Here is a 15,407-nt window from a genome sequence, read left to right on the forward strand (position 1 = left end):
TCATTAAAAAAAAAGGCGCGCAGTTCGGCGTCATCGAGCAGGTCCAGCCGCAGCAGCGAGGTGAAGACGCGGAACGGGTTGCGGCGCAGCGCGGCCTCTTCGAGCGGACGGAACGCGGTGGAATGCACCGGCACGCCGGCAACCGACAGGTCGTAATAGCCGACCGGGTGCATCCCCATCACGGCGAAGAGGCGGCGCATGGTGAACAGTTCGCGCGGGGTGCCGAGGCGGATCGCGCCATGGCGCTCTTCGTCGATGCGCTCGAGTTCGCCAAGCTCCTCGAGGCGGGCACGTTCTTCGGGCGCTCCCGAGAGCACTTCGCTGTTCACGTCGCGCACCAGTTCCATCAGCGTGCCGTAGGCGGGCACCTCTTCACGATACATCGCCGACATTGCGCGAGAGAACAGCGCGCGGATCTGATGGGGGTTTGCGTGTTCCGGTGCCATGGGCCCGCTCCATTCGTAATCATGATGTATGAGAATGGTAACCGGGTCGCTGCACACATGCCCAGCAACGTCTTGCGATTACCCCATTCCGAAAACGCATGGAGTTGCCGGCCAAGCCCGGGTTACATGCATGGTAAAGCCCTCGACGCAGCCAACGGAAAGGCCAATCGAATGACACTGCAACGCCGATATCTGCCCGACATGCGAATGCTGCTGACCTTCGAATGCGCCGCGCGGCACGGCAACTTCACCCGCGCCGGCGAGGAGCTTGCCCTCACGCAGAGCGCCGTCAGCCGGCAGATCCGCGATCTCGAGACGCAGATCGGCAAGCCCCTGTTCGAAAGAGTGCGCGGGCGGGTCGTCACCACGCAGACCGGGCGCGCCTTCCTTGCTGAGGTCGAGGCCCTGCTCGACATGGCCAACAGCACCATGCGCCACGTAACGGCGGGCGGCCAGGGCGAGCGGATCCTCGCGGTGAACGCGCCGCCCACCTTTGCCGCGCGCTGGCTGGTGCCGCGCCTGTCGGGGTATCTCAAGCACCACCCGCAAACGCGCTTCGACATCTCGACGCGCCGCGACGTGTTCGATTTCACGACCACCCAATGCGACCTGGCAATCCATTTCGGCCAGCCGATCTGGCCCGGTGCGGTCTGCACTTACCTATGCAGCGAACTGGTCGTGCCGGTCGCCGGCGGGGCCTTGCTGAACACGGTGGTGCGCGATGCCCGCGATCTGGCCGAGGCCCCCAAGATACACCAGACTGAGCGCCCCCATCTCTGGGCCGACTGGTTCAAGCGCGCCGAGGTAGAGCTGTCTTCGCCGAACGAGGGACACTGGTTCGAGCAGTTCAGCCTGACCATCGAAGCGGTCCGGTCTGGGCTCGGCTATGGGCTTCTCCCGCGCTACCTGATCGAGAGCGAGCTTGCGCGCGGAGAGTTGCAGATTCCGCTCGACATCCCGCTATCGACGGACAATGCCTATTACATCGCCACCCCCGAAGACCGGGCAGATGCCGCCCGTGATTTCCGAGACTGGATGATCGCAGCCGTGTCTTTCCGGCCTCTGGCCTGAGGCTGAAAGCTCTGCTCTTCTGGTCGTCTGGCTGTGAGACGGTCAGTTCATCTCTTCCGCAAAAACCGGTTTCGGAGAGGCGTGGCTTTCGGGGACTTTCCTGCCAGATGCGGAGCCCATACCATTTTCTTCAAAGCTCTTTGCGGCCTGGCACGACAGAACCGTCTTCGCCACGATCCGGGTAGGCGGTGGGATCGCAGCGTCCGGTCCTGCCGACTGGCCAGCCACTTGAACAGAAAAGAGGGCTTGTCGCTTTGATGCCTGCCTGGGAGGTTGCGCTGCCTCGCCTTCAACCATTCGCAGGACGGGCTCTACGTGCACAAGCTGACGATCCCGCAGCGCTCTCTGATCCGGATTGCCCCGCCGGCAGCGTTCCGGTCCAGGCGTAGCTATTTATCCGGCAACCATGCCAGATGCGGGAGGCGCCGCTGATCCTTCTGCCGCCCAGGGCCAGATGTAGCCTGTGTTTTCGAATGGACTATGATAGAGCTTCCGGGTCCGACACCCGTAAGGCTCTGCTGTCCCATGACCACGCGCAACGCTCCTTCGCAGGACGAGCTCGACACACGACTTTACATGGCTTCGGTCGAGCGCACGATGCGCATCTTGGCGGCCTTTGATAACGGGCTCGGCTCCAGGACCCTCGCCGACATTGCCAAGCAGCTCGACTTGGGCCGCAGCGCTGTGCAGCGGATCGTCTACACCCTCGAAAAACTGGGTTACCTTGAGAGGGAGGCAGACCAACGACACTATCGGCTGACGCTCAAGATCCTGGACCTGTCCAGCGGACTGACCAGCACCGGAAGCCTGATGCGGCTGATCCAACCCGTCCTGCAGGACCTGGCCGACGAGACTGGCGAAACCTCAAGCTGGGTCAAGCTCGACGGCGACGAAATCGTCATTCAGCAGACCGTGCGCAGCAAGCACCTCGGCCACGTGAGCTTTGCTCCGGGGCAGCGCTTCGCCGCCTTGCCCTCGTCATCGGGGCAGGCGATCCTTGCCAAGGGCGACCCGAAGGTCGCAGAGAGCCTGCTGGCTGCGGCTGGTCCTGCGTTGCGCACGCGGATCGCCTTTGCCGACGCGGCAGAGATGGCTGCGCGCTTCGCGGAGATCCGGGCGCAGGGCGTTGCCACTACCGCCAAGGAAGAAGACCTGTTTAGCGTCTCGATCTCGGCACCGGTACTGTCGTCATCGGGGGTGGTTCTGGGCGCGCTCAACGTCTCTGCGCTAGAAAGCAGAGTGCCTCACACACGCATCTCGGAGCAACTGGGAGCGCCGATTCAAGCAGCGGCAGCACGGGTGGCAAAAATCCTAGAACACCAGGCAGCAGCCGGGGTCAACGCCCTCTGAAAAGGTCCGCGTCCAGCGTCTGAACCAACGCGTGCAAGGCTGGGACGATCTCTGACTGCAGCTTTTCCGGTCCGGTGCGCGCGCGCAGGACCGAAACGTTGATGGCAGCCACAACCTGGTTCTGCAGGTCGCGCACCGGAACCGAGAGCGACATGGAGCCGGGGTCCATGTCTTTCTCGGTGAGCGCGTACCCTCGCGCGGCCTCGCTGCGGATGAGATCAACGTAGCTGTGGGCATCGAGGTCTCCGAGCCGTGCCCGTATGGAGGGGCTGGCGTTCTGGAATAGGTCGACCACGATTTCAGGTCGCATATCCGCCAGAAACAGGTGTCCCGACGAGGAGGTCAGGGCATCGAAGCGGGCACCGATGGGCAGAACCACCGCCGCGCGGTGCGGGCTGGGTGCAGAACTCAGAACGACGACCTGCCCGGCGTCGTATTCCAGCCAGGACACGGTTTCACCAAAGGTCTCTGCAAGATTGACCATGGACGGCAAGGCACGTTCGATGGCCGCGTGAGACGTCAGGATACTGCGGGCAAAGAGTAATGCTCGGTTCGAGAGCCGGTATTCGAGCGTCGCTGCATCCCGGCGCAGATAGCCCAGTGTCTCCAGCGTGTAGACGAAGCGCTGCGCTGCGCTGCGCCCAAGCGCCGTCTTTGCAGCGATCCGGGTCAGAGACATCGCGGGTTCGGTTTCGTCAAAGGCTTCCATGACCGCCATCGCCTTGCGCACGGAGCCGACGAAAAGCCGGGTATCGACAGTTATGTCCTCCTTGCGCTCCGGATGCTCCATGTCGTTCTCTCTTCACTGATGAGCGTTTCGCGTGCGGCGTGCCCGCGCGACGGCGTGTGTGCCGGGAAAAACCGCTCGCGACAAGAGAGCCCGTTTATTACCGCCCCGTGAAGACCGGAGCGCGCTTGGCTTTGAATGCGGAAACACCCTCGACATAGTCGTCGCTGTCCTCCGCCTTGCGGGTGAGAGCGGCAATCTCATCCGCCAGCCCCTCGGGCAACTGCGTGGCAAGGCGGTTGAGCACCGTTCGCGCCGCCGTCACGGTCAAAGGCGCCTTGTCGGCGATTTTGGCCGCAAGCGACAGTGCCTCAGCCAACGGATCCTCCGCAGTGTCCGCCCAGGCAAGACCCGTCGCCACCGCCTCTGCCGCGTCAAGCGATGCGGCGGTATAGATCATGTAGCGGGCGGCCTGAGCACCCACCAGCGCCGCCAGACGCGCTGTGCTGTCGGCCGGATAGACCAGTCCCAGCTTCGCCGGCGGAACGGAGAACAAAGCCCGCGGCCCCACCAGCCGAAAATCGGCGCGCAGGGCCAGGGTCATGCCGCCGCCCACGCAGGGTCCGTCGATGGCGGCGATGACCGGCACCGACGCATCGGACAGCGCGGCGTAGCAGCGCGTGATCGTGTTCCAGTAACGCTCCCGCGTCACCGGATCCTTACTGGCCTCGGCAAAGGCACCAATGTCATCACCGGCGCAAAAGGCGCCGGGAACGCCAGTCAGCACGATCACTCGCACCTCCCGGTCGTCGGTCAGCTCGCTAAAGCCGCGCGCCAGCGCGTCCCAGGCAGACTCGTTCAGCGCATTACGCTTTTCGGGGCGATTGATGGAGATCACTCCAATGCCCGGAGCGGGGCGCGACACGGTGATGATCTGGCTCATGGCAGCGTCCTTTCGCGACAGCTCAGGCGGACTTCCGGCCCAGCTTGTAGCCAGTTGCCTCAAGGTCCCAGACGCCCTCGGCGCTCCGCGACAGCTCTTTCTTGCGAATGCGCTGCGTCGGGGTCTTGGGGAACTCGTTAATCTCGGCGACGTAGCGCGGCACCTGATAGTAGGCCATCCGCGTTTCGCAGAAGGACACCAGCTCCATGGGGTCGAACGCGACGCCATCGACCAGTTTCACGAAGATCTTCAGCTCGTCCTCGCCCAGCTCGCTCGGCACGCCGACCAGCGCGCTTTCGGCCACGGCGGGGTGCTTGTTCACAACCTGCTCGACCTCCCAGGCCGAGATGTTGATCCCCCGGCGGCGCAGCATCTCCTTCTTGCGACCGGCGTAGAAGATGTAACCGTCTTCGTCCATCCGGCCCAGGTCGCCAGTGAGCAGCCATCCTTCGCGCTGGGTGTCGCGGCTGGTTTGCTCATTACGGAAATACCCCAGGAAGCCAAGCCCTTCCTGAGTGCCGCGGGCGACGATCTCGCCGGTCTCGCCGCGTGGAACCTCGTTCCCGTCGTCATCCGCGATCATGATGTCGAATAGCGACAGCGGTCGCCCGCAGGAGCCGACCCGCCCATCCTTGTTCAGCGTCACGAAGGTGATCAGCTCCGACAGGCCGTAGCCCTCGCGCAGCTCCACACCGAAACGCTGCTCGACGTCTTTCCAGATCTCGGGCGGGCAGCCGCCGCCCCAGGCAATGCGCACCTTGTGATCACGGTCCAGATCCGAAGGCTTCTGCTTGAGCAGCAGCGGAAGCACTCCACCGAGGTAATGGATATGCGTCACGCCGTGCCGGCGCACGTCATCCCAGAAGCCCGAGGCGCTGAAGCGTTCGACCATCGCCAGCGTCACACCGCCGATCACCGCCGAGATGATCACCGCGACGCCCGCACCGTGATGCAGGGCCTCCCAAAGAAGGAACACGTCGCCTTTCTTCGCGTCGGTGATTTTGAGAACCGCCATCGGTCCGCCGCGCAGGGTGCGGTCGGATTTCAGAACGCCCTTGGGTGCGCCGGTGGTGCCAGAGCTGGGCGTCAGCGCGAGCACGTCGTCGGGTCCGAAATCCACATCGGGTTCGGCGTCGGAGGCGGCGGCGACCTGTGCCTCGTAGCTGTCAGGCGTAGCGACCTCCTGACCGCGCCAGAACATCGCCGGGCGGGGCGCGGTTTCGAAGGCGGCATCGAGCGCCTCTGCATAGCCTGCATCGGCGATTAGCGCGCTCATGTCGTAGGAGGTGAAATAATGTTCGAGGGAGTCGCCCCTGGCATGCACGTTCACCGGCACCCGCACGAGGCCTGCCTTCATCGAAGCGAAGATCGCGATCACGTGGTCGGGGTGGCTGGGCAGCATGATTCCCACCCGGTCTCCGGGCGCCAGGCCCGAAGAGAGCAGCGCGTTCGCCACCCTGTTCGCGGCACGGTTGATGTCCGCTACGGTGTATACGTCATCCTTGAATTTCAGGAAGACCCGATCCGGGTCGGTCGCGGCGCGCTGAGCCAGCAGGTCCTTGAACAGGACGTCGTCGACCGGGTCCATCTCTACATTCTGGGACATTGGGGTTCTTTCCTTGGTAATCTTGCCGGTGCGGGCTGCCCGGAAGGGGGCGCCCCGATCGCAACGTGGGAGCGGCCGGGGCGCGGATCAGTGTCTGGCAACGTCCCAAGGGGCGATGCCAGGTGTCACGTCAGTCGAAGTCGACCGCGAGGATGCGCTCGGCCCAGGTATCGATCTCGGCCTCGTAGATCGTGGCGGCGTCCTCGGGTGCGTCGGTCGAAGGCACGATGCCGCGGTCACCCATCTGCGTGACGAAGGCCTCGCCGGCCACCGTCTGCTGCAGGGCGGCCTTGAGCGCGGTCAGCGCCGCCTCGTCGATCCCCACCGGTGCCAGCAATCCATATACCGAGGCGACGTTGAAGCCGTCGAGGCCGGCGTCAGAAGCGCTGGGGACGTCGGGAAGCATGTCGATCCGGTCGGGCATGGCCACGACCATCGGCTTGATTGCATTGGCTTCAACCTGCGGCAGCGCGGTCGAGACGGTCGCGACCATCAGCGACACGCGGCCCGCCACGAGGTCGGCCATCGCCGGGGCGCCACCGGTGTAGGGAATATGTTCGAGTTCGAGACCTGCGGCATCGGCGAAGACCATGGCGCCAAGATGCTCGGTGGAGCCGATGCCGGACGAGGCATAGGTCAGCGGCAGGTCCTCTGCCTTCGCGTACTCGATCAGCTCCTCGATGGTGTCAGCCGGCACATTGTTCGCTGCCACCAGCATCAGCGGGACGCGACCAACGGCACCGACCGGGGTGAAATCGTCCTTGAGCGCGTAACCCGCCGTCTCGGGGGTGAGCCCGGTCGTGATCGCGTTGCTCGTCACCGAGGTCATCAGCAGCGTGTAGCCGTCAGGCGCGGCATTGGCGACGAACTGGTTGCCGATGCTGGCCGAAGCACCGGGCCGGTTCTCGACCACGAAGTTCTCGCCCATCAACTTGCCCATTTCGGCGGCAGTGACGCGGCCGACGTAATCGACGGTTCCGCCAGCGTTGTAGGGCACGACGACGCGCACGGGCTGGTTCGGAAAGTCCTGCGCCAGCGCGGGTGCGGCAAGAGCGGCCGAGGCGGCAAGCACCCGGAGGAAAGATTTGATCATGATATTTCCCTGTATTGCATAGCAATTGTTGTAATTATTTTTGAAGGATGCGACCATCAATTTATCTTGTCAAGCGTCGCTTCCACAACGCAGGACAACTGTAGCCGGCCGCTGAAGAGCCGGGGCCAAACCTAAAACAACATCGAAAACAGAGAGGTAGTCGACATATGACCGCCAATACCCACCGTCTTGCGTCTTCGGACGTGCTCGCTGGAGTCGGGATTGTCGCCCTGAGTCTGGGCTTCGGCATCGGGGCGCTTTCCTACGACATCGGCAGCCTTGCCCGGATGCAGGCGGGCTTTTTCCCGTTCGTCCTGGGAGTGATCGGAACGCTGCTGGGCACTGCGCTGATCACCATGGGGCTTGTCCGGCAGGGAGAGGTTCCGCGCATGCCTGCGCTCCGGCCGCTGCTGTACATTTCGGCGGCCTTCATCGCCTTCAGCCTGACCATCGACTGGCTGGGCCTTATTCCGGCGATCGTGATCTGCGGCTTCATTGCGGCGAAAGCCACGCCCTCGACCACGTGGCGTGAGGCGCTGATGCTGTCGGTGGGACTTGCCGTCGCGATCTGGCTTCTCTTCGTCGTGCTGTTGTCCATGCCGATCCGCGTCTGGGCAGGTTTCTGACTGATGGATATCCTCGCCAACCTGATAGGAGGCTTTGCCAGCGCGCTGTCTCCGGAAAACCTGCTCTATTGTTTCATTGGCGTGACGGTGGGCACCTTCGTCGGCGTATTACCGGGCATAGGCTCCATGATCGGAATCTCGATTCTGCTGCCCATGACCTTCTACCTGTCACCCGAAGCCGCGCTGGTGATGCTTGCCGGCATCTACTACGGCGGAGAATATGGCGGGTCGATCTCGTCGATCCTCATCAATCTGCCAGGCTCTGCGTCAAGCGCGGTGACCAGTATCGAGGGCTACCAGATGACGCGGCAGGGCAGGGCGCCCGTGGCGCTATTCATCACTGCCATGGCATCCTTCCTGGGCGGCACCATCGGTATCGTTCTGCTGACGGCGTTCGCGCCGATCCTTGCTGACCTGTCGTTGCGCTTCGGCCCGGCCGATTACTTTTCGATCATGGTGCTGGGCCTTCTGGCATCGACCACGATGACCCAAGGCGCGGTTTTGAAAAGCTGCGCGTCGGTAGTCCTCGGGGTGATGTTCGGCACCATCGGCACTGACATAAACACCGGTGTGCAGCGCTTCACCTTCGGCACGATGGAGTTGTTCGACGGCATCAGCATCATCATCATCGCAATGGGTGTGTTCGGCATCGCGGAGATTCTGGCAACGGTGATGGGCAATGATCACATGTCGGTAAAAGCCAATGTGCGCCTGCGGGACATGCTGCCCACGCGGGATGATCGACGACGCAGCGCTATGCCGATCCTGCGTGGAGGGTTGCTCGGTTCGCTTCTGGGAGCCCTGCCTGCCACCGGGCCGACAATCGCCTCCTTCCTGGCCTACACACTTGAAAAGCGTGTGAGCCGCCACCCAGAAGCTTTTGGCACAGGAATCATCGAAGGTGTGACGGCGCCGGAAGCGGCCAACAGTGCTGCGGCGCAGACCGCCTTCGTTCCCACGCTGACCTTGGGCATTCCGGGCAGCGCAACAATGGCGCTGATCCTTGGTGCGCTGCTCATTCACGGTATACCAGCCGGACCTCGGCTGATCACAGACCATGGAGACACGTTCTGGGCGTTGGTCGCGAGTTTCTGGATCGGCAACGTGCTTTTGCTGGTTCTGAACATACCTCTGGTAGGAATCTGGATCCGGTTCCTGTCGATCCCATATCGCTTGCTCTATCCGGGAATCATCTGCCTTATCTGCGTCGGCGTCTACAGCGTCAAACTGACCAGCCTCGATATTCTGATCGTGCTGGGCATCGGGCTGCTGGGGTATGGAATGCGACTGGTGAACATGAGCGGGGCGCCGTTGTTGATGGGCTTCATACTGGGGCCGATGCTAGAAGAGAACATGCGCCGTGCCTTGTTGATGTCTCGGGGAGATCTGACCACCTTCTTCACCGAGCCGATAAGCGCCACCGTACTGGGCGCGACCGCGCTACTGATGTTGTGGTCCGGCCTTCGGGCGTTACAGCCGCGCCACGTTTGAGAAATCCGGACGACGAGGATGCTGCCCGCTCCTCGCCGCCCGCTTCGAGGCTGCGGGGCTCGGCTGTATCATGGTGGGTCGGATCAGACGGTGGCGGCATCCATCCCGGAGACCTGATCCATGCCGCCCGACATGCCGCCGCCGTTATTCCCGCCGATGTGCTCGCCAGTTTAAGGGCCGACCTCCGCAAGATGCAGCAGACCGAGGCGCTGGTGCTCGACGCGGCCCTCGCGCCGCGGTTTGATTTTGACGCCTTGGAAAAGGCGCAGACCTAAAGTCGGGGCACCCGGCGCGGTCCGCCCGGATTCGCCCCGCAGCCCGAAACGCCAGACCATGCGGCAAGGGAGGCAGGTCACCACGTTGAACTCTGCTCCGTAGGGGTAGCCGGGGCACTGTCAGTTTGCAGACCGCACGATCGGCGGATAGCCAAGTTTCATGCGGAATCCACCTGATCTTCCGCCCCTCCCAATCGCCGAGCGCCTGCTGGCGCAGGGCGGAGATCGGCTCGGCTCCGGCATGGCCGAGCAACGCCGCCGCCTCCTGCGCCCGGCTGCGAGTGGACGTGCACGCGCGGTCCGGATCCAGAGCGGTGACCACACCCGGAGCCTGTTCCTGGTGAAAATGTAGAGACGCGGTGCATCCCGTGGGATAGAAGAGACGCTTGATCGCGCGCTCGCAAGATGCGTCACGGCGGAACTTTCGTAAAAATGACACATAATTTCCATTATGCGATCCACTCAAGGCGTTCGGGCACATTCTAAACTGGGTTGCGACAAATCCCCTATCTTGCTGGAAAGCAAGGAGAACGGACAAATGCTCACGAAGAGCTGGATCTGCGTGAGCGGCGCAGGATCGAAGACCTGCTGAACGCAAAGCTGCCGGTCAGCAGGATTGCCGCAGAGATCGGTCGGCATCGTTCGACCGTCTACCGCGAGATCAGGCGGAACTGGTTCAGCTATGAGTGCCTGCCGGGTTACGATGGCTATTACGGCGGCGCCGCGCATCAGAAAGCCACCAGTCGGCGCGCCCGCCAGCGCAAGCTGATCCGGCATCCTGAGCTTCGAAATCAGGTCGTCGAGCGGATCAGGAACGGCTGGACCCCCGAGCAGATCGCCAACCGGTTGATCCACGAAGGTGCGACGCTCCGGGTCTGCCAGGAGACGATCTACCGGTACATCTACTCGAAGGAAGGCATGGCGCAGGAGCTCTGGTGGTACCTGCCCGAACACCCAAGGCCCGCCGGGCTCCAAAATTCGACCGTGATGTCGATATCCTGTTCCGCCCGGATTCCGCCCGGACAACGTCGCACACCGCAGAGAACTCGGCCATTGGGAGGGTGATTTGATGCTGTTCAAACAATCGATTGGCCAGACCAATATCACTTCTCTGGTCAAACGTGTCAGCAGCTTCATTGTGCTGCTGAAGACCGCCACCAGGCGCACGAAACCGGTCATGCCCTGCCCGGCAGGCGATTGCGAAGCAATCTGCCGAGAGGGGCGAGATCGTGAAGGCGGTGCGGGATCTGCCCGTGGCGGGGCGCAGATCCATCACCTTCGACCGCGGCACGGAGTTTGTGTCATGGCCGCACCTGCTGGCCCAGCCCGGAACCCAAACGTGGTTCTGCGACCCTCCTCACCTTGGCAGAAAGGCACAGTCGAGAACGCCAACCGCCGGCTTCGCCGCTGGCTTCCAAGGCAGCGAGACGTCGCGCCCATGACAGAGCTCGAGTTGACGCAGCTCTGCGACCAGCTCAACAACACGCCTCGAAAATGCCTTGGATGGAGGACCCCGGCCGAGGTCTTCCGCGAAAAGATGATGGAGGAAATCGACCGACGCCCCTCCCCTCGCAGGTCATGGGAGTCGCGCTTCAAGTAGCGCACACGCTCGCCGCCAACAGACGTCAGGGCGGCGCCTTTTTCACGATCAGATGCGGTGCGCCGTCCGATGTTCTGCGATGACTGCGCCCGTCCAGGGCGAGGGTTCCACGTATCCTGTGACGCCAGTTCGAGAAGCTCTCGAACCGAACGGTGTCAACCGGCTGGTCGAGCTTGATTTCCACCTGCCGATGCCCTGCAGGCCCCGAAAGGGCAGTGATTTCGCCGGTGTAGGCCTGGCCAAGGTAAGACCCGGCCACCCGATCACCGAGGGCAAGTTCGGGTGGCGCGTTCCGTTGGGTGAGCCGGGCATGCAACGTGTTCCAGTCCCGTGCCCCGTGTTGCTTGGCAATGAGTTCAAGGGCTTGCGCATGCCCGATGACAGTGCCCGCAGCCTGCAGAGCCTGCCGGAGCGCTTTGGCCTGTGCCTTAACGGAGTCTAGCGATGTCCGTGTCATGGTCTCTCCTTGATAAGCAGTGTCGTGGCTGTTGTGTCGAATACGCGGCTCCGGAAAATGCTCATCAGAGCCACAAGAGCCAGGGCGGCGTCTGCGGCTGGAAACGCATACCAAAGGCCTTGAAGCCCAGAGTGCGCGTCCAGCACGATGACGAGAACAGGCGTCAGAAGCCAAGGCCTTCCCAGAGTCAGAACTGCGGTTCGCAGAGGATGTCCCATCGCCTGATAATGCATCGCAATGACGAGGATCGGCCCGGTGACGGCATAAAGCGCTGTCATGGGGCGCATGATTGCGCCAACTGCAATGATGACCTCCTGATCGTCGGAAAACAACGCTCCGAGCATTTCGCCTGCGAGCATGGCGGTCAGTGTCACGCCCAAGCACCACAGAAACGCGCACCCTATCGCGAGCCGCAGGGCTGCGCTCGCCCGGTCCATTCGGCCTGCGCCGACGTTGTTCCCGGTGATGCTTTGGGTGGTCAGCGCGATGGCCATCTGCGGCAGGAAGGCCAGACCAAGAATGCGCGTTACAATCCCGTATGCTGCGACATACGTTCCATGATCTGCGGCGGTGTTGCCGATGGCGAGGAGCACGGTGCCGGCCACGAGCGCCATTCCGATGAAGCTCAGACTGAGTGGCAGGCCCAAAGCGAGGATCTGCCGCCACCCTGTCAGCCAGCTTGCGTTCCGGATCATATCAAGTGGCAAAAGAGCGGGGTCGCGTTTGCGCACTGACAAAAGCAGCATCAAGCCAAGTGCCTGCGCCGCCACCGTCCCGATTGCCGATCCTGCGATGCCGAAATCGAGGACCACAATCGCAATGTAGTTCGCAGCGACGTTCAGCAGGTTAACGATCACCGACAACAGTGCGATATGCCCCGATCGCCCTTCGTTGCGCAGCGCATCAGCGTGCAGGCCCAGACCAAACTGCACAGGCGCCCCCAGGATCAGGATCCGCAGATACGCTCTTGCTGGCGCCGCCACAGGTTCATTTCCGGCGGCGAGAAACGAAACAAGGCTCGGGCCAAACATCAGCGCGCCGAGCATCAAGGCCGCACTCAGGGCGAGGGCAAGCCCATGCGCTCCCGCGAAGACAGCGCCCGCATCGCGTCGCGCGCCTTTGCCCAGGTACCGCGCCATAAGGCTCGACATGCCGCCACCCGTCAGAGTGGTCAACGCAGTCAACAACATGGCCACAGGAAAGGCCAGACTGACAGCAGCTAGGGCGTGGGCACCGATAAAATGTCCCACGAAGATCCCGTCGACCACGTTCAGCAGGCCGCTCGTTGACATGACCACTGCCATGGGAAGGGCGTTGGACAGAAACAGTCGTCTGACCGGCAGGGTCAGAAAGGGGTTTTCAATCGTTTTGGCAGCGCGTCCGACAGACATCGCTCACTCCTCGCAAGAGGCATTTCGGATTTGGAGGGGGGCCTGCATTACCCACCTGCGAAATGCTTCGAGGGTGAGATGTCGTCTTGCTCCGGGCTTCACCGTGACTCGCGTCCGCAGGCGGCAGGTGCCCGGCACCTTGCCGCTCCGATACGAGGGATCAACCTGCAAGGCAATAAAAGGCTCCGATCGCAGTTCGGTCTCTGTTCCCGAAATGCCACACGCAGGGGAACGCGCGGTCCTTTGCGGTCGGTCGGGGCTTTTCGCGTCGATCCGCCGGGCTTGGTGACAGGGACGGCGCCAGCCGGCCTCTGACTCGCGCACTCGGCCCACGGCCGACCTTCGGACCAAGCGTAGCCGGTGGCCGCTCCCGTCTTGTTCAAAACCGTTCTCTTCGGCAAACCCGAGGGAGGTCGGTGGAACGAAAATTGTATTTTTCCGTAGCCAGTCTCGACGCTATCTGCCGGCCCTTTCTGGGCTTTTCTTGTGCCGACCGAGGCCCCCCACGTTTCGTTCTAAGCGTCAGGGCGAAACGTTCAATACGCGCGCGCTCTGTCCCGCCTAGCCTTGTTCCTCAGCGCCGGTCCTGCGGTAGAGGAGGCCGCCCCGGCTGCGATGGCAACAACAGGGAGAGAGAGATGACGCATAAGATTGATGCTCTTGTGATCGGGGCTGGGGTGGCGGGGCTCTACCAGCTTCACCAGCTGCGCGAGATGGGGCTGGCGGTTCACGGGGTCGACGCGGCCTCCGATGTCGGAGGGACGTGGTACTGGAACCGCTATCCCGGTGCCAGGTTCGACAGCGAAAGCTACATCTACCAGTACCTGTTCGACGAGACGCTCTACAAGGACTGGACATGGTCCGAACGCTTTCCCGCCCAGCCCGAGATCGAGCGCTGGATGCACTACGTGGCCGACCGGCTGGACCTGCGCAAGGACTTCACATTTTCATCCAGGGTGACACGCGCCGTCTATGGCGAGGACACCGGCCGCTGGACGGTGGAGACGGACACCGGCGACGTCTACGACACGCAGTTCCTGGTCAGCTGCTCGGGGATGCTGTCCGCGCCGCTGACGGATCGCTTTCCCGGACAGGACCGCTTCGAGGGCCGGATCGTGCACACCGCGCTCTACCCGAAGGAGGGCCTGGATCTCGAGGGCAAGCGCGTGGGTGTCATCGGTATCGGTGCCACCGGCATCCAGGTGATCCAGACCATCGCGCCCGTGGTCGACACGCTGACGGTCTTCGTGCGCACGCCTCAATATGTGCTGCCGATGAAGAACCCCAAGTACGGTCCGGACGACGCGGCCACCTACAAGGCGCGGTGGAACGAACTGACCTCGAACCTGCCGAACACCTTCACCGGCTTCGAATACGATTTCGAGCATGTCTGGGCCGATTGCACCCCCGAACAGCGCCGCGCGATCCTCGAAGAGAACTTTGCCGACGGGTCGCTGAAGCTCTGGCTAGCCTCGTTCAGCGAGGTGTTCTTCGACGAGGCGGTCAGCAAGGAGATCAGCGCCTTTGTCCGCCAAAAGATGGAAGCGCGCCTGAAAGACCCCAAGCTGATAGATATCCTCGTGCCGAAGCAAAGCGATTTCGGCTTTGGCACCCACCGCGTGCCCCTCGAGACGAACTACCTCGAGGTCTACCTCCAGGACAATGTCGAGGCCGTCCCGGTGAGGGATAACCCGATTGCCGAAATCGTCCCCGAGGGCGTGAAGCTGGAGGACGGGACGGTCTATCCGCTCGACGTGATCGTCATGGCGGTGGGCTTTGACGCGGGGTCTGGCGCGCTGTCGCGGATCGACATTCGCGGGCGCGGCGGCATGACGCTGAAAGACGAGTGGGAAAAGGACATCCGCACCACGCTGGGCATGCAGAAGCACGGCTTCCCCAATCTCTTCATGACGGGCGCCCCGCTCGCCCCGTCCGCCGCGCTGTGCAATATGACCACCTGCCTGCAACAACAGACCGAATGGATCGCCGATTGCATCAAGGCCATGCGCGCCCGGGGGGTAACGGTGATCGAACCCACCGCGGAAGGCGAGGACGCCTGGGTGCAGCACCACGATGAGACGGCAAATGCCACGCTGATCGCGAAGACCAACAGCTGGTACAACGGCGCCAACGTGGCGGGCAAACCGCGCCGGGTGCTGTCCTATACCGGCGGCGTCGGGACCTACCGGGCGAGGTGCCAGGAGATCGCCGAAAAAGGCTATGAGGGGTTCGCCCTGACCGGCGCGCCCGAAACGGCGGAACCGGCCGAGTGATCCCGGGCACGGCGGGCCATGTCTCTGGTCCGCCGTGCCCCCGACTCCGTGCGGTCGG

General features: G+C 63.0%; 13 protein-coding genes and 1 pseudogene. 7 read left to right on the top strand and 7 right to left on the bottom strand.

The features are described 5' to 3' along the window. Nucleotides 1-446 (bottom strand): annotated as a pseudogene (locus HC022_RS07810) (DUF1338 family protein); the annotation flags it as partial. A 207-nt stretch (nt 447-653) separates the two neighbouring features. Here HC022_RS07810 and HC022_RS07815 point away from each other — a divergent pair. Both HC022_RS07815 and HC022_RS07820 read left to right on the top strand, forming a co-directional pair. Next, entirely contained in the window at nt 654-1,517 is an 864-nt protein-coding gene (locus HC022_RS07815; RefSeq protein ID WP_254884992.1) for a LysR family transcriptional regulator, read from the top strand. Between the two features lie 525 nt (nt 1,518-2,042). Further along, nucleotides 2,043-2,867, top strand: coding sequence for an IclR family transcriptional regulator (locus tag HC022_RS07820; RefSeq protein WP_167452039.1), 825 nt, complete (start codon nt 2,043-2,045; stop codon nt 2,865-2,867). Here HC022_RS07820 and HC022_RS07825 read toward each other — a convergent pair. The 4 genes from HC022_RS07825 to HC022_RS07840 all read right to left on the bottom strand — a co-directional run bounded on the left by HC022_RS07825 (nt 2,854) and on the right by HC022_RS07840 (nt 7,236). Continuing rightward, nucleotides 2,854-3,657, bottom strand: coding sequence for an IclR family transcriptional regulator (locus HC022_RS07825; protein ID WP_167452040.1), 804 nt, complete (start codon nt 3,655-3,657; stop codon nt 2,854-2,856). The two genes, HC022_RS07820 and HC022_RS07825, sit on opposite strands and share 14 nt — an antisense overlap. Before the next feature lie 97 nt (nt 3,658-3,754). Further along, entirely contained in the window at nt 3,755-4,537 is a 783-nt protein-coding gene (locus HC022_RS07830; RefSeq protein ID WP_167452041.1) for an enoyl-CoA hydratase/isomerase family protein, read from the bottom strand. Nucleotides 4,538-4,559: 22 nt separating this feature from the next. Next, nucleotides 4,560-6,143 (bottom strand): AMP-binding protein, encoded by a 1,584-nt coding sequence (locus HC022_RS07835; protein WP_167452042.1) that lies wholly within the window; start codon nt 6,141-6,143, stop codon nt 4,560-4,562. A 130-nt stretch (nt 6,144-6,273) separates the two neighbouring features. Further along, the gene (locus tag HC022_RS07840) at nt 6,274-7,236 is read right to left on the bottom strand and encodes a tripartite tricarboxylate transporter substrate binding protein (protein WP_254884993.1); all 963 of its coding nucleotides are present in this window, start codon (nt 7,234-7,236) and stop codon (nt 6,274-6,276) included. A 167-nt stretch (nt 7,237-7,403) separates the two neighbouring features. Here HC022_RS07840 and HC022_RS07845 point away from each other — a divergent pair, with 167 nt between their 5' ends. The 4 genes from HC022_RS07845 to HC022_RS29045 all read left to right on the top strand — a co-directional run bounded on the left by HC022_RS07845 (nt 7,404) and on the right by HC022_RS29045 (nt 10,693). Continuing rightward, nucleotides 7,404-7,862: a tripartite tricarboxylate transporter TctB family protein gene (locus HC022_RS07845; RefSeq protein ID WP_167452044.1), complete on the top strand. Its 459-nt coding sequence runs from the start codon at nt 7,404-7,406 to the stop codon at nt 7,860-7,862. Nucleotides 7,863-7,865: 3 nt separating this feature from the next. Further along, a complete protein-coding gene (locus HC022_RS07850) occupies nt 7,866-9,353 on the top strand; it encodes a tripartite tricarboxylate transporter permease (protein WP_167452045.1) in 1,488 nt (495 codons plus the stop codon). Further along, nucleotides 9,350-9,628 carry a hypothetical protein gene (locus HC022_RS07855; RefSeq protein WP_167452046.1) on the top strand — a complete coding sequence of 93 codons (279 nt, stop codon included), beginning with the start codon at nt 9,350-9,352 and terminating at the stop codon, nt 9,626-9,628. Before HC022_RS07850 ends, HC022_RS07855 begins: the two co-directional genes overlap by 4 nt. Before the next feature lie 492 nt (nt 9,629-10,120). Then, nucleotides 10,121-10,693, top strand: a complete 573-nt coding sequence (locus HC022_RS29045; RefSeq protein WP_254884994.1) for a helix-turn-helix domain-containing protein — start codon at nt 10,121-10,123, stop codon at nt 10,691-10,693. A gap of 560 nt (nt 10,694-11,253) precedes the next feature. On the opposite strand, the gene HC022_RS07865 is transcribed toward HC022_RS29045, so the two are convergent. Beyond that, nucleotides 11,254-11,685, bottom strand: a complete 432-nt coding sequence (locus HC022_RS07865) for a glyoxalase superfamily protein (RefSeq protein WP_167452047.1) — start codon at nt 11,683-11,685, stop codon at nt 11,254-11,256. After that, nucleotides 11,682-13,076, bottom strand: coding sequence for an MATE family efflux transporter (locus HC022_RS07870; RefSeq protein WP_167452048.1), 1,395 nt, complete (start codon nt 13,074-13,076; stop codon nt 11,682-11,684). The genes HC022_RS07865 and HC022_RS07870 overlap by 4 nt, the downstream gene beginning before the upstream one ends. Before the next feature lie 638 nt (nt 13,077-13,714). Between HC022_RS07870 and HC022_RS07875 the strand changes: the two genes are divergently transcribed. Next, entirely contained in the window at nt 13,715-15,349 is a 1,635-nt protein-coding gene (locus tag HC022_RS07875; protein ID WP_167452049.1) for an NAD(P)/FAD-dependent oxidoreductase, read from the top strand. The last annotated feature ends 58 nt before the right edge of the window (nt 15,350-15,407 follow it).

Origin of the sequence: Salipiger sp. HF18 (genome assembly GCF_011806505.1) — a bacterium.
Lineage (GTDB): Bacteria > Pseudomonadota > Alphaproteobacteria > Rhodobacterales > Rhodobacteraceae > Salipiger > Salipiger thiooxidans.

Bases quoted from the DNA above. Each gene is read 5' to 3' on its own strand.
- HC022_RS07865 (WP_167452047.1), bottom strand. From the start codon at position 11,685: ATGACACGGACATCGCTAGACTCCGTTAAGGCACAGGCCAAAGCGCTC.
- HC022_RS07840 (WP_254884993.1), bottom strand. From the start codon at position 7,236: ATGATCAAATCTTTCCTCCGGGTGCTTGCCGCCTCGGCCGCTCTTGCC.
- HC022_RS07875 (WP_167452049.1), top strand. From the start codon at position 13,715: ATGACGCATAAGATTGATGCTCTTGTGATCGGGGCTGGGGTGGCGGGG.
- HC022_RS07825 (WP_167452040.1), bottom strand. From the start codon at position 3,657: ATGGAGCATCCGGAGCGCAAGGAGGACATAACTGTCGATACCCGGCTT.
- HC022_RS07815 (WP_254884992.1), top strand. From the start codon at position 654: ATGCTGCTGACCTTCGAATGCGCCGCGCGGCACGGCAACTTCACCCGC.
- HC022_RS07830 (WP_167452041.1), bottom strand. From the start codon at position 4,537: ATGAGCCAGATCATCACCGTGTCGCGCCCCGCTCCGGGCATTGGAGTG.
- HC022_RS07870 (WP_167452048.1), bottom strand. From the start codon at position 13,076: ATGTCTGTCGGACGCGCTGCCAAAACGATTGAAAACCCCTTTCTGACC.
- HC022_RS07845 (WP_167452044.1), top strand. From the start codon at position 7,404: ATGACCGCCAATACCCACCGTCTTGCGTCTTCGGACGTGCTCGCTGGA.
- HC022_RS07820 (WP_167452039.1), top strand. From the start codon at position 2,043: ATGACCACGCGCAACGCTCCTTCGCAGGACGAGCTCGACACACGACTT.
- HC022_RS07850 (WP_167452045.1), top strand. From the start codon at position 7,866: ATGGATATCCTCGCCAACCTGATAGGAGGCTTTGCCAGCGCGCTGTCT.
- HC022_RS07835 (WP_167452042.1), bottom strand. From the start codon at position 6,143: ATGTCCCAGAATGTAGAGATGGACCCGGTCGACGACGTCCTGTTCAAG.